The sequence below is a fragment of the Bacillus sp. FCW2 genome, from assembly GCF_021228595.1.
Classification (GTDB): Bacteria; Bacillota; Bacilli; order Bacillales; family Bacillaceae; genus Bacillus; species Bacillus velezensis.
Map to the genome: position 1 here is coordinate 3,914,088 of NZ_CP089436.1, position 23,883 is coordinate 3,937,970.

Annotated in this window: 28 protein-coding genes; 19 read left to right on the forward strand and 9 right to left on the reverse strand. The window is 50.2% G+C overall.

All coding sequences use genetic code 11. The features are described from left to right. Positions 1-5: 5 nt before the first annotated feature. From K3G25_RS19480 to K3G25_RS19490, 3 genes are all read right to left on the reverse strand, one after another. Entirely contained in the window at positions 6-881 is an 876-nt protein-coding gene (locus tag K3G25_RS19480) for a TetR/AcrR family transcriptional regulator (RefSeq protein WP_014416907.1), read from the reverse strand. 160 nt (positions 882-1,041) lie between these two features. Then, entirely contained in the window at positions 1,042-1,788 is a 747-nt protein-coding gene (gene nfsA / locus K3G25_RS19485; RefSeq protein ID WP_014416908.1) for an oxygen-insensitive NADPH nitroreductase, read from the reverse strand. Positions 1,789-1,804: 16 nt separating this feature from the next. After that, positions 1,805-2,092 (reverse strand): putative quinol monooxygenase, encoded by a 288-nt coding sequence (locus K3G25_RS19490; protein WP_014416909.1) that lies wholly within the window; start codon positions 2,090-2,092, stop codon positions 1,805-1,807. A 141-nt stretch (positions 2,093-2,233) separates the two neighbouring features. On the opposite strand from K3G25_RS19490, the gene K3G25_RS19495 reads away from it, so the two are divergent. Then, the gene (locus tag K3G25_RS19495) at positions 2,234-2,548 is read left to right on the forward strand and encodes an ArsR/SmtB family transcription factor (RefSeq protein ID WP_012116810.1); all 315 of its coding nucleotides are present in this window, start codon (positions 2,234-2,236) and stop codon (positions 2,546-2,548) included. Positions 2,549-2,575: 27 nt separating this feature from the next. Here the strand turns inward: K3G25_RS19495 and K3G25_RS19500 are convergent, their stop codons facing one another. Continuing rightward, a complete protein-coding gene (locus K3G25_RS19500) occupies positions 2,576-3,985 on the reverse strand; it encodes a MocR-like transcriptional regulator GabR (protein ID WP_022552591.1) in 1,410 nt (469 codons plus the stop codon). A gap of 107 nt (positions 3,986-4,092) precedes the next feature. Between K3G25_RS19500 and gabT the strand changes: the two genes are divergently transcribed. The 4 genes from gabT to gdh all read left to right on the forward strand — a co-directional run bounded on the left by gabT (position 4,093) and on the right by gdh (position 8,718). After that, on the forward strand, positions 4,093-5,400 hold the full coding sequence (gene gabT, locus K3G25_RS19505; RefSeq protein ID WP_022552592.1) for a 4-aminobutyrate--2-oxoglutarate transaminase: 1,308 nt from the start codon (positions 4,093-4,095) through the stop codon (positions 5,398-5,400). A gap of 105 nt (positions 5,401-5,505) precedes the next feature. Next, positions 5,506-6,894 carry a succinate-semialdehyde dehydrogenase gene (gene gabD, locus K3G25_RS19510; protein ID WP_109566696.1) on the forward strand — a complete coding sequence of 463 codons (1,389 nt, stop codon included), beginning with the start codon at positions 5,506-5,508 and terminating at the stop codon, positions 6,892-6,894. Between the two features lie 154 nt (positions 6,895-7,048). Next, positions 7,049-7,912, forward strand: coding sequence for a RhaT/GlcU family sugar-proton symporter (locus tag K3G25_RS19515; RefSeq protein WP_014416913.1), 864 nt, complete (start codon positions 7,049-7,051; stop codon positions 7,910-7,912). A gap of 20 nt (positions 7,913-7,932) precedes the next feature. After that, complete coding sequence (gdh, locus tag K3G25_RS19520) at positions 7,933-8,718, forward strand: glucose 1-dehydrogenase (protein WP_022552594.1); 786 nt, start codon at positions 7,933-7,935, stop codon at positions 8,716-8,718. A gap of 45 nt (positions 8,719-8,763) precedes the next feature. Here gdh and K3G25_RS19525 read toward each other — a convergent pair whose 3' ends face one another. The 3 genes from K3G25_RS19525 to K3G25_RS19535 are packed head-to-tail and all read right to left on the reverse strand — an operon-like array spanning position 8,764 to position 11,621. Beyond that, positions 8,764-9,375, reverse strand: coding sequence for a YcnI family copper-binding membrane protein (locus K3G25_RS19525; protein WP_007410287.1), 612 nt, complete (start codon positions 9,373-9,375; stop codon positions 8,764-8,766). Positions 9,376-9,387: 12 nt separating this feature from the next. Beyond that, positions 9,388-11,016: a copper resistance CopC/CopD family protein gene (locus K3G25_RS19530; RefSeq protein ID WP_100262118.1), complete on the reverse strand. Its 1,629-nt coding sequence runs from the start codon at positions 11,014-11,016 to the stop codon at positions 9,388-9,390. A 32-nt stretch (positions 11,017-11,048) separates the two neighbouring features. Then, a complete protein-coding gene (locus K3G25_RS19535) occupies positions 11,049-11,621 on the reverse strand; it encodes a DeoR family transcriptional regulator (RefSeq protein ID WP_007609432.1) in 573 nt (190 codons plus the stop codon). Positions 11,622-11,797: 176 nt separating this feature from the next. Between K3G25_RS19535 and K3G25_RS19540 the strand changes: the two genes are divergently transcribed. From K3G25_RS19540 to K3G25_RS19560, 5 genes are all read left to right on the forward strand, one after another. Then, positions 11,798-12,139, forward strand: a complete 342-nt coding sequence (locus K3G25_RS19540; protein ID WP_003156306.1) for a hypothetical protein — start codon at positions 11,798-11,800, stop codon at positions 12,137-12,139. A 175-nt stretch (positions 12,140-12,314) separates the two neighbouring features. Beyond that, complete coding sequence (locus tag K3G25_RS19545; protein WP_014720723.1) at positions 12,315-13,754, forward strand: PTS mannitol transporter subunit IIBC; 1,440 nt, start codon at positions 12,315-12,317, stop codon at positions 13,752-13,754. Between the two features lie 25 nt (positions 13,755-13,779). Further along, positions 13,780-14,211 (forward strand): PTS mannitol transporter subunit IIA, encoded by a 432-nt coding sequence (locus K3G25_RS19550; RefSeq protein ID WP_012116817.1) that lies wholly within the window; start codon positions 13,780-13,782, stop codon positions 14,209-14,211. Between the two features lies 1 nt (position 14,212). After that, the gene (locus tag K3G25_RS19555; RefSeq protein ID WP_021495109.1) at positions 14,213-15,334 is read left to right on the forward strand and encodes a mannitol-1-phosphate 5-dehydrogenase; all 1,122 of its coding nucleotides are present in this window, start codon (positions 14,213-14,215) and stop codon (positions 15,332-15,334) included. A gap of 68 nt (positions 15,335-15,402) precedes the next feature. Then, positions 15,403-15,798 carry a 3-hydroxyacyl-ACP dehydratase FabZ family protein gene (locus K3G25_RS19560; RefSeq protein ID WP_045508470.1) on the forward strand — a complete coding sequence of 132 codons (396 nt, stop codon included), beginning with the start codon at positions 15,403-15,405 and terminating at the stop codon, positions 15,796-15,798. A gap of 38 nt (positions 15,799-15,836) precedes the next feature. On the opposite strand, the gene K3G25_RS19565 is transcribed toward K3G25_RS19560, so the two are convergent. Further along, positions 15,837-16,001, reverse strand: coding sequence for a hypothetical protein (locus tag K3G25_RS19565; protein WP_003156294.1), 165 nt, complete (start codon positions 15,999-16,001; stop codon positions 15,837-15,839). Positions 16,002-16,128: 127 nt separating this feature from the next. On the opposite strand from K3G25_RS19565, the gene K3G25_RS19570 reads away from it, so the two are divergent. The 9 genes from K3G25_RS19570 to K3G25_RS19610 all read left to right on the forward strand — a co-directional run bounded on the left by K3G25_RS19570 (position 16,129) and on the right by K3G25_RS19610 (position 23,539). Continuing rightward, positions 16,129-16,878, forward strand: a complete 750-nt coding sequence (locus K3G25_RS19570; RefSeq protein ID WP_014416918.1) for a Cof-type HAD-IIB family hydrolase — start codon at positions 16,129-16,131, stop codon at positions 16,876-16,878. Positions 16,879-17,084: 206 nt separating this feature from the next. Next, positions 17,085-17,849, forward strand: a complete 765-nt coding sequence (locus tag K3G25_RS19575; RefSeq protein WP_007609444.1) for a 5-oxoprolinase subunit PxpA — start codon at positions 17,085-17,087, stop codon at positions 17,847-17,849. Between the two features lie 22 nt (positions 17,850-17,871). Beyond that, the gene (locus K3G25_RS19580; RefSeq protein ID WP_014416919.1) at positions 17,872-19,086 is read left to right on the forward strand and encodes an NRAMP family divalent metal transporter; all 1,215 of its coding nucleotides are present in this window, start codon (positions 17,872-17,874) and stop codon (positions 19,084-19,086) included. 4 nt (positions 19,087-19,090) lie between these two features. After that, entirely contained in the window at positions 19,091-19,885 is a 795-nt protein-coding gene (locus K3G25_RS19585; RefSeq protein ID WP_269770603.1) for a putative hydro-lyase, read from the forward strand. Between the two features lie 29 nt (positions 19,886-19,914). Then, entirely contained in the window at positions 19,915-20,646 is a 732-nt protein-coding gene (gene pxpB / locus K3G25_RS19590) for a 5-oxoprolinase subunit PxpB (RefSeq protein WP_021495106.1), read from the forward strand. 2 nt (positions 20,647-20,648) lie between these two features. Continuing rightward, the gene (locus tag K3G25_RS19595) at positions 20,649-21,656 is read left to right on the forward strand and encodes a 5-oxoprolinase subunit C family protein (protein WP_014720726.1); all 1,008 of its coding nucleotides are present in this window, start codon (positions 20,649-20,651) and stop codon (positions 21,654-21,656) included. A gap of 17 nt (positions 21,657-21,673) precedes the next feature. Next, positions 21,674-22,423, forward strand: coding sequence for an IclR family transcriptional regulator (locus K3G25_RS19600; RefSeq protein WP_017419257.1), 750 nt, complete (start codon positions 21,674-21,676; stop codon positions 22,421-22,423). 64 nt (positions 22,424-22,487) lie between these two features. Further along, entirely contained in the window at positions 22,488-23,129 is a 642-nt protein-coding gene (locus K3G25_RS19605) for a GDSL-type esterase/lipase family protein (RefSeq protein ID WP_017419256.1), read from the forward strand. A gap of 194 nt (positions 23,130-23,323) precedes the next feature. Continuing rightward, positions 23,324-23,539 (forward strand): YczI family protein, encoded by a 216-nt coding sequence (locus tag K3G25_RS19610; RefSeq protein WP_369719110.1) that lies wholly within the window; start codon positions 23,324-23,326, stop codon positions 23,537-23,539. Here the strand turns inward: K3G25_RS19610 and K3G25_RS19615 are convergent. Continuing rightward, a complete protein-coding gene (locus K3G25_RS19615) occupies positions 23,510-23,830 on the reverse strand; it encodes an antibiotic biosynthesis monooxygenase family protein (RefSeq protein ID WP_017419255.1) in 321 nt (106 codons plus the stop codon). The genes K3G25_RS19610 and K3G25_RS19615 overlap by 30 nt on opposite strands. Positions 23,831-23,883: the final 53 nt, after the last annotated feature.

Genomic DNA, 23,883 nt, shown 5'->3' on the forward strand with positions numbered 1-23,883 from the left:
TTTCTTTATAGTTTGAGCAATGTTTTAACGGCTGCAAGCGGCTGGTGCAGCGGTCCGGCCTGCTCCAAATAACCGATGAGCGCTTTGATGAGAAAATCCCGCGGCTGTTTGTCCGCTGATTCTTTCTCCAACATAGCCGCCGCGGAAGCGAGTCCTGCGGCGTCATATTTTTCCTCCGGAAGGGCTGAGACGGCTTCTTTCAGTTCCTTCAGGCTTTCAGCCAGTAATACGGTTTTGCCTTTCGGCTCAAATGAGGAAGCGGAGGCGATATAAAGGTCAATCATCTCCTGAGGCAAAGCGGTTTCGGTTGTCCTGTTTTCGACGATGAGATTGAGATGGCGGATGATAAACTCCGTGAGCGGCTCCAGGGCGAGCGGTTCTTTTTCCAGCTTAATCAGCGTGATGCATTCTCTCAGGAGCCCCTGCAGGACGATCACCAGCTCCCATACATAAGGAATAATGTCTTCGCCGTACGTCTGAATCAGTGAATCGCGATGCCAGCAGATAAAGGTGGAGCGGGCCCTGTGAATATGCCGTTTTACCCGCTCATTAATGGAAGAGGGGCTTCCGTACATCAGCATATTAAAAAACTGCTGATTGCGCCTGAAGCCTTCAAGCTCAGCCATCAGTTTTTTGGCAAACCGTTCCTCAGGGGAGAGGCTTGTTTCTTCATTCAATAATGAAGCCGCGGCTACCATCTGTTTCTGGTTAAAGTCGAGCAGCTCCAGGAGCAGGTCTTCCTTTGATTCAAACAGCTTATATAAAGATGCTTTGGAGACTTTGCACTCCTCTGCGATCGCCTGCATCGAAACTGACGAAAAGCTTTTCCCGGAAAAAAGCTTTCTTGCCGCCAGCAGAATATCCGTTTTCTTATCATTCATAAGCCCAGATTCCTTCTTTCGTCACAATAGAAAACCCATCGGTTCACAGAAAACCAATGAGTATATGATGAAAATATTAACAAAAATTTTTACATAGTGTCAACGCTTTTGTTTGAGAAATAGAAAAAACCTGCCGGAGTGTTCCGGCAGGCTGATCCGCTTATTTATCCGTCTTAAATCCTTGTTTTTCAAGCATTTCACGAATGTGAGGATAATAAAGCTGCTTATAGTAGGAGGTGATGCCTTGTGACCAGTTTCTCGTTTCCTGTCCGTCGGTGCGTTTTTTCATGTATTCGGACATCTGCTTGTCATAGGCCTCGATATGTGTTCTTACATCTTCTTCTTGATACGTTTCATGATGCAGAACGGCTGCTTGCGGCAGACGCGGTTTTTTCGCGGAGCGGTCTGCCGGATGGCCGATGACGAGACCGGAAACCGGGAAAACGTATTTCGGAAGTTTCAGCAATTCAATGAGTTCGTCCGGCTTGCCGCGCACGGCGCCGATCGGCACAGTGCCGAGTCCCATTGATTCAGCTGCAGCCGTTGCCGTACCCAGCGCAATCCCGACATCTACGGCTCCCACAAGTACGGACTCTAAACCGTTCGTGATCTCAAGCGGTGTATCATTATATTCTTCAAGCGCAATTTTGGCGCGGTTAAAATCAGCGCAGAATAAAAGGAAAACCGGCGCTTGGTCAATCCACGGCTGGCCGCCCGCCAATTCGGATATTTTTTTCTTCCGTTCCTTATCTTTCACCGCTATAACGGTAAATTGCTGGCCGTTAATGGAAGTCGGCGCTGCTTGAGCGGCTTGGATGATAAGGTCCAGCTGTTCATCCGATACGGGTTCATCTGTGTAGCTGCGGATGGAACGGTGGTCTGTTAATAATTGAAGGACTTCGTTCATGTCATTCATCCTTTCGTTACTCTGACAGTTCTGTGCGGACGACGTCAAGCGGCGCACTCAGCAGTTCTTTTGCTTTTGCCACAAATCCTTGGAAATGGTCAGTTGCGTTGTGGAATTTCATCGCTTCTTCATCTTTCCATTGCTCAAGCATGACGAATGTATTTTCCTCACCGACTTTTTCGAAAAGGTCGTATTGCACATTTCCTTCTTCCGCGCGTGAATGCTGAACAAGTGATTGCGCTTCTCCTAAAAATTCCTCGCGTTTATCCGCTTTTACTTTCATGTAAGCCTGTAAGACGATCATTGTTATTCCTCCTGATTGGGTTAATTTGTTATAGTTCGAATGTTATCGAACTAACTGTAACATGGTTCGCTGCGAATGGTAAAGGAAAAACCCTCACCGCCTAAATTGTCACCCGCCGCTTTTATGTGTTACATTTGACTCATGAACATTCCAAACCATCCTGAAACCGAACGCTTACAGCTGACAAAGGTTCTTCATGCTCTGAGTGATCCGCTCCGCTTAGAGCTGGTCAAACAATTGGCGGAAACAACAGAAAAAACGTGCGGAACCTGCGCTGATGTCCGGGTCGCTAAATCAACGCTGTCCCATCACTTCAAAGTGCTGCGGGAAGCGGGGATCGCCCAAGTGCGCATAGACGGGAAGCACCGTTATTATTCCCTGCGCAAAGATGATTTACAAGCGGCGTTTCCCGGCCTGCTGGAGGCGATTTTGCAGACAGAGCCGGACCGCTGGTAAATAAGTCCCCGAATTCCGGGGGTTTTTTTATGCGCCGAAAACTGCCCGGTAAAGTCTGTAGACGCCTTCTTGAATATCGCTCTCCTTCAGGCGGGCGAATCCCAGAATGAGCTGCGGCTTATTTGAATCGCCTCCCGTTTTCAGACGGAACCGGCTCATCGCAAACAGATCGAGCTGTTCTGCATCCGCCCGTGCCAATATCTCTTTTTCTGAACGGGCGCAGTCAAACTCAGTGACAAAATGAAGCCCCGCATTGGCGCCCTTTACACTGATTCTATCTCCGAATGTTTCTTCCAAAGCCGAAATGAGGCGTTCCCGCATGTTCTTATAATGCTGCTTCATCTTTTTAATATGTTTCTGATATTCACCTGATTCGATAAATTCTTTCAGCGCGAGCTGGGCAAGCGTGCTGCACGTATGCAGGTCATACGTTCTCTCTTTGAACGTCCGCAAAAGCCCGGGCGGCAGAACCATATAGCTGATGCGCAGACCTGGGAAAAGGGATTTTGAAAAGGTCCCCATGTAGATGACATTTTGAAACCGGTCAAGGCTTTGAAGCGCCGGTATCGTATCGGCGTCATATTTAAATTCACTGTCATAATCATCTTCAATGATGAAGCGGCCGTTCTGTTCGGCGGCCCAGTTTAAAAGCTGAATCCGCCGGGAAGCGGGCATGATCACGCCTGAGGGGAATTGATGGGAAGGCGTAGTGATCAATACAGAGGGCCGGCGTTTTTCGATTTCGTCCATGGACATGCCTTTTTCATCAAGGCTGATCGTCGCAACCTTTTTCCCGAGGTTTTGCAGCAGCCGGTACATCCTCATATATCCCGGGTTCTCCATGGCGTAGGGCGCGTCTTCGGGCAGCAGTTCCGTCAGCAGCTGCACCAGCAATTGCGTGCCCGCCCCGAGCACGATTTGTTCCGGGCGGCATGTAACGCCCCTTGTCAGGGAAATAAGCCGCGAAATTGTTTCACGGACTTCATATAAACCTTGCGGGTGGACGAGTTCTCCGAGTGTATGAAATGAACGGGCGGCTGCTTTATGCTCACAGCGAAACCAGCTTTTCAGAGGGAAATGCGCCGTATCCACGCTCATATGAGAAAACGAAATCCAGCCGCTCTTATCCGTCTCCCGCTCTTTCAAATCATCAGGCAATAGAAGCGAAGGCGCTTCTTCATGATAAACCGTATCAATTTCCTCCACGAAAAAGCCTTTTCTTTCGACTGCATATAAATAACCTTCCGAAAGCAGCTGCTGATAAGCTGAATTCACTGAATTCACGCTGACCTTCAGCGTCTCGGCAAGCTCCCGTTTAGACGGCACCTTTGTATGAGGCATCAGGCTGCGCTTCAAAACGGCCGCTTTTATGTGCTGATAGATCTGCTGATAGATATAATCCGCCGTTTCCGAATGATCAATGGAAATCGTCAGCATCCAGACCCTGCCCCTTTCTGATACCATGGATAAATTGATTTTGGTACTTTTCATCATACCAAAAAGAAGTCAGAATGATAAGAAAACAATGCAGGGGGATGGAATCTATGAGTCGAACAGCATCAACGGAAGTGACAACTGCCCAGTGGCAGCAAAAACGGGATCAATTCGTTTCCAAGGGGGTCGGCAACGGAAACCGCGGCATGGCCGTAAAAGGGGAAGGGGCGCTTTTGTACGATTTGGACGGCAGACGATTCATTGATTTTGCCGGAGCGATCGGAACGCTGAATGTCGGCCATTCCCATCCGAAAGTGGTGGAGGCCGTGAAGAAACAGGCGGAGGATCTGATTCACCCGGGATTTAACGTCATGATGTATCCGTCTTATATTGAGCTGGCCGAAAAACTTTGCGCCCTTGCGCCGGGAGATCATGCGAAAAAAGCGATTTTTCTCAATTCGGGAGCGGAAGCGGTGGAAAACGCCGTGAAAATCGCCAGAAAATATACGAAGCGCCAGGCTGTCGTGTCATTTACAAGAGGGTTCCACGGCCGCACGAACATGACGATGAGCATGACGAGCAAGGTGAAGCCTTATAAATTCGGTTTCGGCCCATTTGCCTCAGAGGTGTATCAGGCGCCGTTTCCTTACTATTATCAAAAGCCGGCCGGCATGAGCGACGAGCAGTATGACGACTTTATCATCAGCGCTTTTGAGGATTTCTTTATCTCCGCAGTTGCACCGGAAACCGTCGCCTGTGTCGTAATGGAGCCGGTTCAGGGAGAAGGCGGCTTCATCATTCCGTCAAAACGTTTCGTGCAGCACGTCGCCGCTTTTTGTAAAAAACACGGCATCGTTTTTGTAGCGGATGAGATTCAGACCGGTTTTGCCAGAACGGGAACATATTTTGCGATTGAGCATTTCGGAGCCGTTCCTGATTTGATCACCGTATCCAAATCACTTGCGGCCGGATTGCCGCTGAGCGGCGTCATCGGCCGGGCGGAAATGCTTGATGCCGCCGCGCCGGGTGAACTCGGGGGCACATATGCGGGAAGCCCGCTCGGCTGTGCGGCTGCGCTCGCGGTCTTGGATATTATTGAAGAAGAAGGGCTGAATCAGCGTTCCGAGGAGATCGGCCGGATCATCGAGCATCAAGCGATCGAGTGGAAAAAAGAGCATGCCTGCATCGGAGAAGTGCGCAGACTCGGCGCGATGGCGGCCATCGAAATTGTCAAAGATCCGGACACGCGGGAACCGGACAAAGCAAAAGCTGCGGCGATCGCTAAAACGGCGAACGAGAACGGACTGCTGCTGCTGACGGCCGGCATTAACGGCAACATTATCAGATTCCTGACGCCGCTTGTCGTGACGGATGAGCAGCTCAAAGAAGGCCTTTCCATTATCGAAGCAGCTCTGTGAGTTCAATTATTGGAATGCCGGCGGATGTGTCTGCTATCATGAAAGTGTGAGATACATCAACAAGCATTCAATGGCTTTACTATAGCAGAGAAAGGAATGTTCAATATGCCAGAACAATTAACAGTGTACAACCCGGCAACGGGAGAGGCGATCGAAAGCATCCCCCAGCAGACGGCCGAAGATGTTGAAAAAGCGATTGAACGTTCACATCAAGCGTTTCAATCATGGTCCAAAACATCAGCGGGAGAACGTGCCTCACTTTTGAGAAAATGGTATGAGCTGATTGTTGGAAATAAAGAAGAACTTGCGGAATTAATTACGAAAGAAAACGGCAAACCGTACGAAGAAGCGGTCGGAGAAGTTTTATACGGCGCCGGTTATATTGAATGGTTCGCCGAAGAAGCAAAACGGATTTACGGCAGAACCGTACCTGCGCCGACAACGGGCAAACGGATTGTCGTCACCCGTCAGGCGGTCGGCCCGGTAGCCGCGATCACGCCGTGGAATTTCCCGAATGCGATGATTACAAGAAAAGCCGCGCCCGCTTTGGCGGCAGGCTGTACGTTCATCATCAAACCGGCGGAGGATACGCCGCTTTCCGCTTACGCCCTTGCGCGTCTCGCATATGAAGCGGGAATTCCGAAGGACGTGCTGCAAGTGGTGATCGGTGACGGAGCCGAAATCGGAAACGTCTTCACCAGCAGCCCGAAAATCCGCAAAATTACTTTTACCGGCTCAACGCCTGTCGGCAAAATCCTGATGAAAAACAGCGCCGACACCGTAAAACATATGTCAATGGAGCTTGGCGGACATGCGCCGCTGATCGTGGATGAAGACGCTGATCTTGATCTGGCGGTAGCCCAAACAATGGCCTCTAAATTCAGAAATGCCGGCCAAACCTGCGTCTGTGCGAACCGGCTGATCGTACACGAATCCGTGAAAGACGAGTTTGCGAAAAAACTGAGTGAAGAAGCTGCGAAACTCAAAGTCGGAAACGGTCTTGAAAAAGGCGTAAACGTCGGCCCTGTCATCAACAAAAAAGGCTTCGATAAAATCGTCGGCCAAATTAATGACGCCGTGGAAAAAGGCGCAAAAGTGCTGACGGGCGGAACGTATGACCAAAACGATGAAAAAGGATGCTATTTCGTGACGCCGACCGTGCTGTCAAATGTAGATACATCCATGAACATCATGCATGAAGAAACATTCGGCCCGGTTGCGCCGATCGTTACGTTCTCAGATATTGATGAAGCGATCAAGCTTGCGAACGATACGCCGTTCGGGCTTGCGGCTTATTTCTTCACAGAAAACTACCGCCGCGGCATCTATATTTCTGAACAGCTTGAATACGGCATCATCGGCTGGAATGACGGCGGTCCGTCCGCGGTTCAAGCGCCGTTCGGAGGAATGAAAGAAAGCGGCATCGGCCGTGAAGGCGGTACGGAAGGCATTGAACCGTACCTGGAAACCAAATACATGTCTATCGGACTTTAATGAGCCGAAAAGAAAGCCCCGCTTCTAAGCGGGGCTGTTTTTATTGAGCAGTCTGCCGGTGAATATCGCCGGCAGGCTTTTTTGATCTTGCGGGAATAATCGGTACGATTCCAGACAAAATAACAGCAAATACGATTGAAAGAAGGTCGCCATCATGGATATATTACTGGCTCTTCTCCCGGCTTTATTTTGGGGGAGCATCGTGTTATTTAACGTCAAATTAGGCGGCGGGCCTTACAGCCAGACGCTGGGAACGACAATCGGGGCGCTCATCGTTTCGTTTGTGTTGTATCTGTTTGTCCACCCGGTGCTGTCTGGGCGCATTTTTATTGTCGGCATCATCTCGGGGCTGTTTTGGTCGCTCGGCCAAAGCAATCAGCTTAAAAGCATACAGCTGATGGGCGTTTCAAAAACGATGCCGATATCAACGGGAATGCAGCTCGTCTCGACTTCTTTGTTCGGTGTGATCGTATTCAAAGAATGGTCAACCCCGATCGCGATTACGCTGGGTATTCTCGCCCTTATTTTTATCATCGTCGGGATTGTGCTCACATCTTTAGAAGATAAAAAGGGGCGGGCGGACGGAGAACCGGGAAACTTAAAAAAAGGCATTGTCATCCTGCTGATCTCCACGCTCGGTTATTTGGTCTATGTCGTTGTGGCCCGGCTGTTCGGCGTATCCGGATGGTCAGCGCTTCTGCCGCAGGCGATCGGGATGGTCATCGGGGGACTGCTCCTGACGTACAAGCATAAACCGTTTAATAAGTACGCCCTCAAGAACATTCTGCCGGGAATCATCTGGGCGCTCGGGAATATGTTTCTGTTCATCTCACAGCCGCGCGTCGGAGTTGCGACAAGTTTTTCCCTCTCTCAAATGGGGATCGTCATCAGCACGCTCGGCGGAATCTTCATTCTCCGTGAGAGCAAAACGAAGCGTCAGCTGGTCGCCATTGCCATCGGGATTATCCTGATCATTGTAGCCGCGGTATTCTTAGGCGTTGCGAAATCAAATTCATAACAAATGCAGGAGGTTTGAACATGTATACGGATTTAAAAGGAAAAGTCGTTGCCATTACGGGAGCTTCATCAGGATTAGGAAAAGCGATGGCGATCCGCTTCGGACAGGAGCAGGCGAAAGTCGTGGTTAACTACTATAGTAATGAAAAAGACGCCCAAACCGTTAAAGAAGAGATTCAAAAAGCGGGAGGCGAAGCGGTCGTCATTCAAGGAGACGTCACAAAAGAAGAAGATGTCAAAAACATCGTGCAGACCGCGGTGAAGGAATTCGGCACATTGGATGTCATGATCAATAACGCCGGCATGGAAAATCCGGTTCAGTCGCATGAAATGCCGCTCAAAGACTGGAACAAAGTCATCAATACCAATCTGACCGGCGCTTTCTTAGGAAGCCGCGAAGCCATTAAATATTACGTAGAGAATGATATTCAAGGAAACGTCATTAACATGTCAAGCGTACATGAAATGATTCCATGGCCGCTGTTTGTTCACTACGCGGCAAGTAAAGGCGGCATCAAATTGATGACGGAAACGCTGGCGCTTGAGTACGCGCCGAAGCGCATCCGTGTCAACAACATCGGGCCGGGCGCCATCAATACGCCGATCAACGCGGAAAAATTTGCGGATCCCGTTCAGAGAAAAGATGTGGAAAGCATGATTCCGATGGGATATATCGGTGAGCCGGAAGAAATCGCGGCTGTCGCCGTCTGGCTCGCTTCAAAGGAATCAAGCTACGTAACCGGCATTACGCTGTTTGCTGACGGCGGAATGACAAAATATCCGTCATTCCAGGCAGGACGCGGATAAGAAAAAAAGCGATCGCAGGCTCTTTAGAGCCGGATCGCTTTTTGCTTACGCGCGTTTTTTCTTTACAAGCGCCGCGATGGAAAGGATAATCGCCGCAGCTGACAGAACGATGGCCGCAATATCAAGCGCTGATACGCCGGATTTGCTTTCTTCGTTTGACTGTTCAGCTCCGTGCGCATCCGTCACGCTGGCCGATTTCGTGATTTTCGTAATTGAGTGAGGCGTGTCGGCTTTCTCATCACCCGTCCATTCTACAATGCTGCCGTCTTTGTAATATTGGTAAGCGTCCCAAGCGGCATCTCCGCTCTTTTCAGGATTTTTCGCAACGAACGTGAACTGCTGGAATTGGCCGGGCTGAATGCCGCCGTCCTTTGCTTCCCAAGTGACGGAGACCGCTTTGTCATCATGTTTGGATACGGATGTTTTCCAGCCCGGAATCGGCTGATACTGCTGAAATTCAACGCCTGCGGGCATTTTCAGCACGACTTTCGTTGTCGGCTCATTCTTTTCCACAGGCACTTTCATCGTGTACGTTTCCCAAGAACCGGCCGCGGATTCCGCGGGTTTGACTGAGACGTGGGCGCTTGCTGTCGCCGTAAAACCGACGAGTGACAGGGTCACGGCGGATATGAATAATAAAGCCTTTTTTTTCAACATGAGATACACTCCTTAGTTTGTCGTTGAGAATATTTGGTTGATTTCATTAAAATCGTTTGTCAGCCCGTGGACTTTGATCTTCCAGTTTCCCTTTTCGGTGATGGATAGGTTGGCGGCTTCAAATGTGCCTTCCTTCGTCTTCTTCAAATCAAAGGTGCTTTCATGCTGTTTGCCGCTGAAGCCCGTCTGGTAAACAGTGACCGTAAATTGCTGAATGTCTTTTACCAAGCTGCCGTTGTGATCGGTGACAATGACTTGAAATTCATTTTTCCCCGGCTGGTTCGGCGTAATGTGCAAGGACAGGGTTTCCCCGTTTCCGATCGTTTCTGAGCCGTTAAAAGGCAATGGCGCAGTCGGCGGCGGGCTGGGCAGGCTTGTGAAGACGGCGGTTGTGAATAATACCGCGATGCCCAGTGCCCATTCGGCCTTTATCGTTGCGCTGATGCTCCTTTTTCTGCTGAACTTCGTCATCCATACGTGAACGGCGCCGAACGCAAGCATGATGACAAACAGTCCGATTTTCAAAAGGAGCGTCTTACCGTAAGCGGTGTGAAAGAGTGAATCAAACGTGCGGATAATGAAAAATCCGTTCAGTACACCTGAAAATAACAGCACGCCGACAGAGGCGAACGCCCAAGGAGAAAACCGTCTGACCGTTTCCCAAGCGATGGTTTTATCGGGTTTTCTCCACTCTGATGAAAGAAGCAGCACAAGCGCGGCGATACCGCCCATCCATACAGACGCGGCCGATAAATGGAGAAAGTCCATTGCGATGCCGACCGCTTTTTCGTCGATAACGGCCGCATGCCCGGCGAATGCTTTTGCCAAAAGCGAAGCGAAGAAGAACAACAGCGGCGCCGTCCAGTACGCAAATGACCGGAATGCTTTCTTCTTCAACAGCGGGATCATGGACAGGGCGAGCAGGATAAATAAGCTGATCTGGATCATCCAGACGTACCCGCCTGCCGTTTTCAGAAGCGTTTCTTTTACATAGTCCGGCTGAAACGCGGCGCTCCAAGCGCCGCCCGCGTTTTCTTTCGTCTGAATCGGGAGCTGGCAGATAAGCGCGAGCCCCGTTAAACATAAAGAAATCACGAGCAGCTTTACAGTTCGTTTTGCTTTTGATGAATCTTTATTATTTCTGTACCAAAACAGATGGAAAAAAGCCGTGCCGATAAACAGGGAGAGAGCGGTGTACAAAATACCGCGGTCGATGGCCGCTTCGGGATGAAGCGCCGCTTGCGATGATGTCTGCTCCTGAAGTTCTCCGCCGGCTTTTCCGATACTGAAAGGGATGACGCCGGATACCGGATGTCCGTCGGCCGATACCGCGTTCCATTCCGCTCTGTAAATATCATGCGGCAGGTTTTTTTTCAATACCGCGGTCATGATGCGGGCATCATTTTTTTGAATCACCGTTTTGCCCGCGTCAACCCGTTCGCCGGATGAATTATAGACCTTAATGGAGTGGAAGCCTTCTTCAATCTGTTCATTAAACTCAATTTCAATCTGCTTCGGCGCTTGTTTTAATTCGCTGTTCTCACCCGGATTTGAGTTTGTGATGTAGGCGTGGGCGAAGCTTGTTTTCGGAATCAAAACAAGGAACAGCAAAAAGATGAGCCAGCGTTTGTTCTGTCTCATGGATGATGACACCGCCTTCCGGTTGGTTGTTGTTATGTCTTGCTGCAGGTGCATCCCTTCTGCCTGTCGTGTAAGATGATGTCCGCCGCCTCGTCAAAGGTGCAAATGACCCCGCCGAATCCTTTTTGAAACCGTTCTGCGTAATCAAGCGTTGAGAAGGGAATCGCCTGAGGCCGGCAGCAGTGAAGGTCAATATCGGCATGGACTAAAAAGTATGCGGAAGCGGCCGTCAGCGTCGTCTGAAGAAGAAAATCTTTACAAATGACGTGGGACACTTCTTCCTTTTTATCCTCATACCGCAAAATCGCGCAATGAATGCAGCACATCTGCTCAACGGCTTGTGAAACGGTAATAAGCTGAACAGAATACGAATGCTGAATCGGCCGCAGGCAATAGCCGCATTGATTGGCGCTTCGTTCTGAAGCGGGCGGGAGCGTAATGCCGCCGGGTGTCCGGATAATCCGGTTTGCATCCGCCAGCTGATTGACGTCTCTGTACACGGTCATCTCGGAGACGCCGAATCTCTCGCTTATGTCAGAGATTTTCAGCGCGCCCTCTTCTTTCAGCCATTCAAGCAAGGTTTGCTGTCTGTGAATCGGAAGCAATTCTGCATCCTCCTTTTTATGCGAATGAGTGATGAACCTCCCTCTAAGAGTAGATGTTTTCACAAATGCACACAAGAGCCTGATGATAAAATATGTGAAAAAATGTTGAACAATCACAAATGTAAAAGACGTAGTCAGACTCTGTTATAATAGAAGAGTTGAATGGAGGAATAAACATGAAAGAAACGACCTGCCCGAACTGCGGCAAGCCGATTACAGGCGACATGGTCAGATCATCCATGATCCCGTGCCAGTTTCAGTGCGGGCATTGCCATGTGAAATTGCGTGAATATAAAGTATCCGCTCCGATTATGGCTGCGGCCATTGCGATCACGGTGCTTTTGATTTATCTTGTGCAGATGGCCAGAACCGCCGTCATGCCGATGTTTCCGGCAGCGCGGTATGTGCCGGCCGCCATTTTCGCGCTCGTATGTGCGTATCCGGTGTTTATTGTCAGTGAGCGGCTCATTGCCAAACTCGTTGTCACAAAAGGACACATTATATACAGAAAGCGGTAAGACACCTTTGATGAGGTGTCTTTTTTTTGTTAAGGATTTGTCACAGTCTCTGTGCCAAACTCCTCTTTACTTTTCATTGAATGGGGATTGTAAGCGTTTTATGATGAAGACACAGGGGAGAGAGAAACCCCGTGTCTTATTTATTTTCATCTGAAGGCAAGCAAACAGGGAGGGAATGAACATGCAGCAAGAACAGCAAGCTGGCATGAAAGTGAAGATACAGCGGTTCGGCAGTTATTTAAGCGGTATGATCATGCCGAATATCGGCGCATTTATCGCATGGGGAATTATCACCGCGCTGTTTATTCCAGCGGGATGGTTTCCGAATCCGCAGCTGAATACATTGGTAAGCCCGATGATTACGTATCTACTGCCGCTTTTAATCGCATATACGGGCGGAAAAATGATTTACGATCACCGCGGGGGAGTCGTCGGAGCGACGGCGGCCATCGGAGTCATTGTCGGAGCGGACATTCCGATGTTCTTAGGGGCAATGATTATGGGGCCTTTGGGCGGTTATCTCATTAAACAATTAGATCGTGTGTTTAAAGATAAAGTCAGACAGGGTTTTGAAATGCTGATCAACAACTTCACGGCGGGAATTATCGGAGCTGTGCTGACGATTATCGCGTTTTATGCGATCGGCCCGGTCGTCCTGTCTCTTAACAAATTGCTGGCGGCGGGTGTGGAAGTCATTGTCCACGCGAATTTGCTGCCGATTGCAAGCGTTTTCGTAGAACCGGCGAAAGTCCTGTTCCTGAATAACGCGATCAACCACGGCATTTTAAGTCCGATCGGAATCGAGCAGGCCGCCAAAGCGGGTAAATCCATTCTGTTCTTAGTGGAAGCGAACCCCGGGCCGGGACTCGGTATTTTACTGGCATATATGTTCTTTGGGAAAGGCTCTTCAAGATCGACGGCTCCGGGAGCGGCGATCATTCATTTCTTCGGGGGGATTCATGAAATCTATTTCCCTTACATTTTAATGAAACCGATGCTGATCCTCGCGGCGATCGCCGGGGGAGCGAGCGGACTGCTTACATTCTCGATCTTTAACGCGGGTCTTGTCGCCGCATCATCTCCGGGAAGCATCATCGCCATTTTGGCGCTGACGCCGAAAGGAAGCTATCTCGGCGTGCTGGCGGGCGTCATCGTTGCCGCGGCCGTATCGTTTATCGTTTCGGCGCTTATTCTGAAATCGTCTAAAGCGGGTGAAGAAGATTTGACAGCCGCGGCGGAAAAAATGCAGGAAATGAAAGGCAGGAAAAGCGAAGCGGCGGCCGCGTTGGCAGACAAAGAGGAAGAGCCGGAAAACAGCGCCGCTGATATTTCCGCCGACCAAGTCAGCCGCATTATCTTCGCATGCGACGCGGGTATGGGATCGAGCGCAATGGGCGCCTCCATTTTAAGAAACAAAGTGAAAAAAGCAGACCTGGATATTGATGTGACAAATACGTCGATCAATAATCTGCCGAATGACGCGGATATCGTCATTACGCATAAGGACCTGACTGACCGCGCGAAAGCGAAGCTGCCGCAGGCGGTGCACATTTCGGTTGATAATTTCTTGAACAGTCCGAAATACGATGAACTGATTGAAAAGCTTAAAAACTAATCAAACAGAAAGAGGGATCTTCATCATGGAAGTATTGGCTAAAGCGAACATCAAACTGAACCAGACGGTGAACTCAAAAGAGGATGCCATCCGCCTCGCGGGACAGACATTGATTGATAACGGCTACGTGAAGAACGGCTATGTGGAAAAAATGTTCGAACGTGAAGAAACATCATCCACGTTTATGGGGAATTTCATCGCGATCCCGCACGGCACGGAAGATGCAAAGGATGAGGTGCTTCATTCAGGCATTTCCGTCATCCAGATTCCGGACGGTGTTGAATACGGTGAAGGCAATACGGCAAAGGTCGTTTTCGGTATCGCCGGAAAAAACAATGAACACTTAGACATCCTGTCAAACATCGCCATCATCTGCTCAGAGGAAGAAAACATCGAACGGCTGATCAGTGCAAAGACGGAAGAAGAACTGGCCGCTATTTTCAGCGAGGTGAACTGACATGATTGCCCTTCATTTCGGAGCGGGAAACATCGGGCGGGGCTTTATCGGCGCCCTGCTCCATCATTCCGGCTATGAGGTAGTTTTCGCTGATGTGAATGAAACGATGGTCAGCCTTCTCAATGAAAAGAAGGAATATACCGTGGAGCTTGCCGACGGCGGCCGGCAGACCGAAATCATCGGCCCCGTTTCAGCCATCAACAGCGCGGTGCAAGAACAAGAGCTGTACAGGCTGATCAATGAAGCAGCGATCATTACGACGGCGGTGGGCCCGAACGTTCTCAGACTCATCGCCCCGTCCATCGCGGAAGGGCTGAAGCGCAGAACGTCCTCTGATCCTCTCAATATCATTGCCTGTGAAAATATGATCGGCGGAAGCAGTTTTCTGAAAAAAGAAGTTTTCGGACATTTGACGGAAGCGGAGCGGGAACTCGTGAACCGGACGGTCGGCTTCCCGGATTCTGCGGTGGATCGGATTGTGCCGATTCAGCACCATGAAGATCCGCTGAAAGTATCCGTAGAACCGTTTTTTGAATGGGTCATAGACAGAACCGGCTTTGCCGGCGGCCAGCCGGTACTGGAAGGTGCGTTGTTTACGGATGATCTTACGCCTTTCATCGAGAGAAAGCTGTTTACCGTCAATACCGGCCATGCCGTTACGGCGTACGTCGGCTATCAGCGCGGATTAAAAACCGTCAAAGAGGCCATCGGCCATCCGGAAATCCGGCGTGTCGTGTACGATGCACTTTCAGAAACGGGCGAGTACTTGGTGAAAGCGTACGGCTTTAAGCAATCCGAACACGAGCAGTACATGAAGAAAATCATCGGCCGCTTTGAAAATGAATACATCACGGATGATGTGACAAGAGTCGCCAGATCACCGCTTAGAAAACTCGGAGCGAATGACAGATTAGTAGGGCCGGCCAAAAAAATAAAAGAACCGAACGCGCTGGCAGAAGGCATCGCCGCCGCCCTGCGCTTTGACTATCAGGATGATCCGGAAGCGGTTGAGCTGCAAAAGCTTATCGCGGAAAAAGGCACGAGCGGCGTTCTTCAAGACATTTGCGGTATTCAGCCGCATGAACCGCTGCACGGCATCGTGCTCAAAAAGCTCAATCAATAAAAATGAACCCGCGTCGGGGGACGCGGGTTTTTTCTTGCGTTATAATGAGAGAGAAGGGAGGCTGCGTGATGAATCAGAAGCTATTGCCCCATCGTTTTCCGTTTCTTTTGATTGACGGCACGACGAACAGTGAAGCCGGAAAATGGGCGGCTGCTTACAAAAACATCAGTGAAAATGACTGGTTTATAACTGAATCCCAAAGAGAGATGCCATTTTCGTTCGTCGTTGAAGCAATGGCCCAAACGGCGGCTTGCGCGGGAATTACCGGCGGTGACGGCCTCGGTCTCTTATCCGCGGTGAAGAAAGCGGAAAGGTTAGGTGCCGCTTTGCCGGGAGACCGTCTGGATCTTTTTTTTGAGGTCACGCGAATCAGACGCGGTTTTGTGTTCGGCCGGGCGAAAGCTTCCGTTGCCGGGAAGCCTGTGGCGGAAGCTGAGCTCAGCATATTTATCCAGCCATCGTAAAAAAAGCCGCCTCCAGCGGCGGCTTTCGGACAAGTCTGTTATTTTGTATCATAATCTCTTTCACTTTGTGAATTGTCCCTTTGGTCATGTTTGTGTTTTTCGTCATTGGCGTTTTCTTTCAGCTCTTCCAGCGGAATCGGATCGGTTAAATCATGATGTTCAGGATTTTCATTCGGTTTGTTCTTTTGTTTTCTTTCTTTCATCCTCCATCACCTCAATATTTCTTTTCCTCAACGTTCTCCCCGCCAAACGCAGGAAGCGGTTTTTTGTTCCTGCGGGTCATATGTATTAAAATAGAGACGACTACATTATAAAAAGTGAGGTACATATATGCCGATACAAAGAGAAGACGCAGATATTAAACTGATCGCGATTGATATGGACGGAACCCTGCTCAATGACGAGCAGCTCATCCCGGAGGAAAACCGGCGGGCGATCAAGGAAGCGGAGGCGAAAGGAATTCACGTCGTCATCAGCACAGGACGCACGCTGATGACCTGCCGCGAACTGGCTGAGTCTCTCGAGCTGTCATCCTTTTTAATCACGGCAAACGGCAGCGAAATCTGGGATTCCAACTTTGAGCTGGTTGAGCGCAAGCTTCTTCATACCGATCATATTCAAAAATTATGGGATCTGCGGAATAAGCACAACACGAATTTCTGGGCCTCTACCGTCGATAGAGTGTGGAGAGGGGAATTCCCGGAAACGATTACGGATCATCAGTGGCTTAAGTTCGGATTCGAAATCGAGGATGACGAAGTGCGGAATGAGGTGCTGAAAGAGCTCAAAGAATACAAGGAGCTCGAGATCACAAACTCAAGTCCGATCAACATCGAAGTCAATGCCCTCGGTATCAACAAAGCGGCTGCGCTTGCGAAGGTATCGGAAAAACTCGGCTTCACGATGGAAAATGTGATGGCCATGGGTGACAGTCTGAATGACATTGCCATGATTGAAAAAGCGGGTGTCGGCGTCGCCATGGGGAATGCGCAGGACATTGTGAAAGAAACAGCTGACTGGGTGACTGATCTCAACACGGAAAACGGGGTCGCCAAAGCGATCCGCCACTGGGTGTTATAATAGAAAAAAGAGAGAGTCTCAGTATGAGACTCTCTCTTTTTTGTTTTGTCAGATTTGTGACTAGGTCCATGGTAGGTTTTCTGACAAAAGGATGTTCAAACCTGTCAGAATTAAATATAATGAAGAGAAATCCAACAATTCGGAATAGTCATTCCGAATAGCGGAATGATAATAATATAAAACGTTTACAATACAGGAGGGATCTTATGTTTCAGATTGACATCAATTGTGATTTAGGAGAGAGTTTCGGTGCTTATAAAATCGGGCTGGATGAAGAGATTTTGGACTATGTGACATCTGCAAACATCGCCTGCGGCTTTCATGCGGGTGATCCCAGCGTGATGCGCAAAACGGTTGCGCTTGCGGCGGAAAAAGGCGTGAAAATCGGCGCTCATCCGGGACTGTTCGATCTTCAGGGATTCGGGCGGCGGCAGATCGCGATTACACCCGAGGAAGCGTATGATCTGACGCTGTACCAAATCGGCGCGCTGTCAGGTTTTTTAAAAGCAGAAGGTGTCGAGATGCAGCATGTGAAGCCGCACGGCGCTTTATATAATATGGCCGCCGTCAATCCCGGCCTGTCAGAAGCCATCGCTCAGGCGGTCTGTCATTTTGATCCCGGGCTTATTCTTTTCGGGCTTTCCGGAAGCGAGCTGATTAAAGCGGGAGATCGAATCGGACTGAGGACGGCAAGCGAAGTGTTTGCGGACCGCACCTATCAGGAAGACGGCACGCTGACGCCGCGTTCAGAGCCGGATGCGCTGATTCAGGATGACAAAAAAGCGGTCGGTCAAGTGATTCAAATGGTGAAAGACAGCACGGTGACATCACGTAAGGGACAAGCTGTAAGCCTGAAAGCGGACACGGTCTGCATTCACGGAGACGGAGCCCACGCCCTCACATTCGCAAAAACAATCAAAAAAGAATTAAAAGCGGCAGACATTCAAATCAGCGCGCTTGCAAAAGACTGAGCAGCAGAGGGAGGAAGACAGCATGGAGCAAAAGAAAAAAACAGCCGGAAAGGCTTCCGGCAGATGGTCGCTTCTTTTAGGCGCGACATTTTTGATGGCGACATCATCAATCGGGCCCGGCTTTCTGACGCAAACGGCCACGTTTACCAATACATTGGCGGCAAGCTTCGGCTTTATCATTTTAATTTCTATTATTTTGGACATTTTCGCGCAAACCAATGTATGGCGGATTATCGCGGTTTCCGGAAAGCGCGGCCAAGAGATTGCCAATATGGTGCTTCCGGGCGCCGGTTATGCCATTGCTTTTCTGGTCGTGCTCGGCGGACTTGCGTTTAATATCGGAAACATCGGCGGCGCGGGTCTCGGTCTTCAAGTATTATTCGGGATCAAACCGGAGATCGGCGCTTTAATCAGCGCAGCGGTCGCGGTGCTGATTTTTGTCATAAAGGAAGCCGGAAAAGTCATGGATCGTTTTATGCAGATCGCCGGCATCGTCATGATCGTATTGACGGTGTATGTTGCCGTAACGACGGCTCCGCCGGTCGGACACGCCGTTGTGAAAACTTTTATGCCTGATCATATCAGTGTGCTGGCGATCGTGACGCTTGTCGGCGGCACAGTCGGCGGGTACATTACATTTGCCGGCGGCCACCGTTTGCTTGATTCAGGCATCCAAGGGAAAGAAGTCATCCCCCAGGTCACGAAAAGCTCCATCACAGGCGTTCTGATTACATCGATTATGCGGATTGCCCTGTTTCTCGCCGTGCTCGGCGTCGTCTCAAAGGGCCTGAGCATTGATCCTGATAATCCCGCAGCTTCTGTATTCCGGCTTGCGGCGGGAAATGTAGGCTATAAAATTTTCGGCGTCATCATGTGGTCTGCCGCTATCACGTCTGTCATCGGCGCCGCCTATACATCGGTGTCATTCTTCAAATCGTTTTCAACAAAAATCGAAAAGCACTCACATGGCGTAATTATCGGCTTTATCATCGTATCCACTCTTATTTTTGTCACGATCGGCCAGCCTGCCAAAATTTTGGTCGCGGTCGGTTCGCTTAACGGCTTAATTCTGCCGCTTGCATTAGCGATGATTCTGTTGGGCGCTTATAAGAAAAAAATCGTCGGCGATTACAAGCATCCGATCTGGCTCACGATTGCAGGGGCGATCGTAGTGGTTGTCATGGCGGTTATGGGCATCTATACATTATTCACGCAGATGCCGCAGCTATGGAGCTGATGATATGAAAAAACATATGAGAGACATGAGCCCCGAAGAAATCAGACAGCTGATCAGGAAGGGGCAGATGACCGGGCCGACGGCGGGGGTGGCCGCTTCTTACGCACAAGCCAATCTCGTCGTTTTGCAAAAGGATCTTGCCTTTGATTTTCTCTTATTCTGCCAGCGCAATCAAAAGCCTTGTCCGGTGCTTGACGTGACGGATGCGGGTTCACCCGTTCCGGCAATAGCGGCGCCGGGAGCTGATATCCGGACGGACTTGCCGAAATACAGGATTTATCGGCATGGCGTGCTTACTGAAGAGGTAACGGATATTACGCCGTATTGGAAGGATGATGATGTCGGGTTTTTGATCGGCTGCAGTTTTTCATTCGAGCAAGCCCTTATCAATCAGCAAATTCCAATCAGGCACATCGATGAGGGTGTGAATGTCCCCATGTATAAAACAGACATTGACTGTGTTCCCGCAGGCCCGTTTTCGGGAAAGATGGTCGTCAGCATGAGACCGATTCCGGAAAGGCTTGCAGTCCGCGCGGCGCAGGTCACGTCACGTTTTCCCGCCGTGCACGGCGCCCCCGTCCGCTTCGGAAATCCGCAAAGCATCGGTATCAGCGATTTGCATCAGCCGGATTTTGGAGATGCCGTAACGGTGCGGGAAGGTGAAGTTCCCGTATTCTGGGCTTGCGGCGTTACACCCCAGGCGGTGATCATGGAAGCAAAGCCTGACATCGTAATAACACATTCACCGGGGCACATGCTGATCACCGATATACGAAATGAATCGCTTGCTGTCCTGTAAGTGAGAAAGAATACAACGAGGTGATGACAATGATGCAGTATAGCGGAAATACAGCGCTTGATATACAGCCGTACGGTGATTCCGCCGTTATCATCCGCTTTGGCGGGCACATCAGCGAAGAGGTCAACAGCCGGGTGCATGCGGCGGCAGCCTGTATGGAAGAACGGCCGTTTCCGGGCTTCGTTGAATGTATTCCGGCATTCACAAGCTTAACGATCTTTTATGATATGTATGCCGTCTCAAACATAAAAAAAGGCGTCTCTCCTTTTGCCCTGGTCAAGAAAGAAGTGACAGAACGTCTCAGTCATATAATGACCGACCGCCAGGAAGAGCGCCGGGTGATGGAAATCCCCGTTTGCTACGGCGGTGATTTCGGTCCCGATTTAGAAGAGGTCGCTGAGATGAACGATCTGACCCCGGAAGACGTCATCCGCATTCATACTGAAGGCGAATATCTCGTTTATATGCTCGGATTTGCGCCGGGATTTCCGTTTTTAGGAGGAATGTCTGAGCGGATCAGAGCGCCGAGAAAGGCGTCGCCAAGGCCGTCCATCCCGGCCGGTTCAGTAGGAATCGCGGGAATGCAGACCGGTGTGTATCCGATATCCACTCCCGGCGGCTGGCAGCTGATCGGCAGCACCCCGCTCCGGCTTTTCAGGCCGGAAGAACATCCGCCGAGTCTTTTGAGAGCGGGCGATACGGTGAAATTCGTCCGGATCACGGCAGAGGAATACAGCCGCATCAAGGAGGGAGCCGAATGAGTATGAAAGTGGTAAAACCCGGTCTCTTGACGACGGTTCAGGACACGGGGCGGACGGGGTATCAGAAATACGGTGTACTGGGAAGCGGCGCAATGGATACGATCTCTCTGCGCATCGCCAATCTTCTTGCCGGAAATCAAGAAAAAGAGGCGGGGCTGGAAATTACGCTCATGGGGCCCGGGCCTTCCTTTGAATTTTCAGAACCTGCGGTTATTGCCGTCACGGGAGCTGATTTTGCCCTTCATATTAATGGGGAGCCCGCTCCTCTGTGGAAACCGGTTTTGATAAAGGAAAACAGCGTCGTCTCGTTCGGGCCGTGCAAGATGGGGAGCCGCGCATATCTCGCCGTCGCGGGGGGATTTGACGTGCCCGCCGTCATGGAAAGCAAAAGCACGTATGTCAGAGCGGGGATCGGCGGTTTTTGCGGAAGAGCGCTGCAAAAAGATGATGAGCTGCCGCTCGGCCGTATGACGCCATGTTCGGAATCAATCGCGTACCGTCTGAGCGATTCTTTCGGACAGCATGGTTTCTCAGCGCCTGATTGGTCTGTCAGCAGCAGGGGATTTCTGCCGCTGAAAAAAAATCCGGTCATACGAGTGCTTGAAGGCGCTCAATTTCACGCTTTTACAGAAGAAGCAAAATTGCGTTTTTATCAAGAGTCATATACGGTCACGCCTCAATCCGACCGAATGGGCTACCGGCTGAAGGGCGCTCCGCTTGAATTGCGGGAGCCGCTGGAGATGGTATCTGAGGCCGTGACGTTCGGAACGGTGCAGGTGCCGCCGGACGGCAATCCGATTATTCTGCTGGCTGACAGACAGACGACGGGGGGCTATCCGCGGATGGCGCATATCATATCCGCCGATCTTCCTCTCGTCGCCCAAACGATGCCGGGGGAACATATCACGTTCCGGGCCGTTTCGCTGGAGGAAGCGGAAATGCTGCTTTTGGAGAAGGAACAGCAGCTGAAGGAGCTGAAAGCAAGGCTCAAAATGGAATGGCTGATCTGACAAAGGGGCTAAAGACCATGGAAAACAAAAACAAAACCGTCATCAAATCAATGGAACTGCTTCATTTGTTTCTGACTGAACCGAGCCTGAGCTTAAATGAGCTGGTTTCTCTATCGGAAATGCCGAAGACCTCGGTTCATCGCATGGCAAGCTCACTGGAGGAAACGGGGTTTCTCACCCGGGCGGCGGACGGCCGTTATCAGCTTGGTCTGATCTTTTTACAATTCGGCCAGCTCGTCTCTGAACGTCTGGATATCAGGAAAATAGCCAAGCCGATTATGGAAGAGCTGTGCGGCGAAGTGGATGAGGCCGTTCAGCTGATCATGAGGGACGGAGATGAAGCCATTTACGTCGAGAAAATTGAAGGCACCCAAACCGTCCGCCTGTATACGGCAATCGGCCGCCGGTCGCCGCTGTACGCGGGAGCGTGCGCCAGAAGCATTCTATCGTTTCTGCCAAAAGAGGAGATTGACACATACATTCAGAAGACAAAGCTTGCCGCAATCGCCTCAGGCACGATGACGGATCGGGCTGAACTTCTTCAATCCATTGAAAGATCCTTGCAATCAGGGTATACGATCAGCTATTCGGAATTAGAAGATTACACGGCGGCGATCGGAGCGCCGATTTTCAATCACGAAGGTAAGGTGGCTGCCGGAATCAGCATCGCCGGCTTCGAAGCCCGGTTTTCAGAGGACAGGCTGCCATATTTAACCGAAAAGGTCAAAAACGCAGCACAGCATATTTCTGAGAAATTGGGTTATTGACCGAGCCAATTTTTCTTCACTCGCGTACATTACAATATCGATAGTAACGAGTGGAGGAAAGTAAATGGGACTTGTTTATACGGCGCTGGGGGATTCTTTGACGACGGGGAGGGGGGCCGGGCCGTTTTCCGCCGGTTTTGTCCAGCGGTTCGGGCGTATGCTGGCAGAAGATTTACAGACAAGAACTGACGTATCCATCTTTGCCAAATCAGGCCTTGAGACGGGAGAAATTCTCGGGCTTATGTCCTTGCCGTACATTCAGAGGCGGATTCAGGCTGCTGATATGATTACGATTACAGGCTGCGGCAACGATTTGATCGATTCGGTTCAGGCATATCAGCAAACATCGGACGCTTCGGTGTTCACCAGCGTGTCCAGTCACTGCCATGAGAACTTTGAAAAGATGATAGCCAAGATCGCTGCCTTAAAAGGGCCGCACCCGTCTCCTTATGAGATCCGCGTCTTTAATTTATACAATCCTTTCCCGGGAATCTCCATTGCAGAAAAATGGATATCCTCTTATAATGCGCACCTCAGCACACTCGCATCGGCGCCGCACGTCAAAATCGCCGACGTCCACAGCGCTTTCAAAGGAAAAATGAATGAATATCTCTCTCATGACCGCGTACACCCCAACAGCAAGGGATATGAAGTCATGGCATGCGTCCTGCGGGCGCTCGGATACGGAAGCCTCGCCCGCTCATAACGCGCGCTCCTTTTCATCGGGAGCGCGCTTTTCGTGCTCCTTAAAACAAACTTAAAATTGTCCGACTTTCGTTCTATCCGCGCAAAAAATACGCTAGAATAATGGGGGATAAAGACAGAAATAGAATTGTGTTCAAAAAATGATAACAGAAAGGATGGATTGCTTTGCTGCGCGCCTTAAAACTGTCACTCGCGATGCTAATTATTATACTTGCGGCCGCCGCATTTACGTATGCGGAACATACCTCTGTCATACAGCCGGTTATGCTCGTGTTTCTCGGTGCGGTCATGTTCATTCAGGGGCTGGAGGAAAAACGGAAAGAAAACGACGGTTCCGGGAAATTCAATATCTATACCGCCGTTTTTGTATGGTCGATCTCCTTAATCGGTTTTACGCTTCACGCGATCTGAGTCTGATAGATCCTCAAAATGCTCCACAACGGGAAATGGTGAATAAAAACGGTGCAGTAAGGCTTTCCATTCCTGATAATCCGGCGATCCGCGAAAGCCTTTTGTATGATCTTCCAATGTCTCCCATTCCACAAGCAGCAAATATTTATGCGTCTTTTCCATACATTTGGACAAGGAATGGGACAGATAACCTTTCATGCCCGCGATAATCGGCTCCGCCCGGCGGAATGCCTCTTCGAATTCCCCCTCAAGACCTTCTTTTACATACAGCATGGCTGCTTCTCTGATCATCTGAAATTCCCCCTTTTTTTAATAGATACATTGTATAAGAATATGGCCCGTGA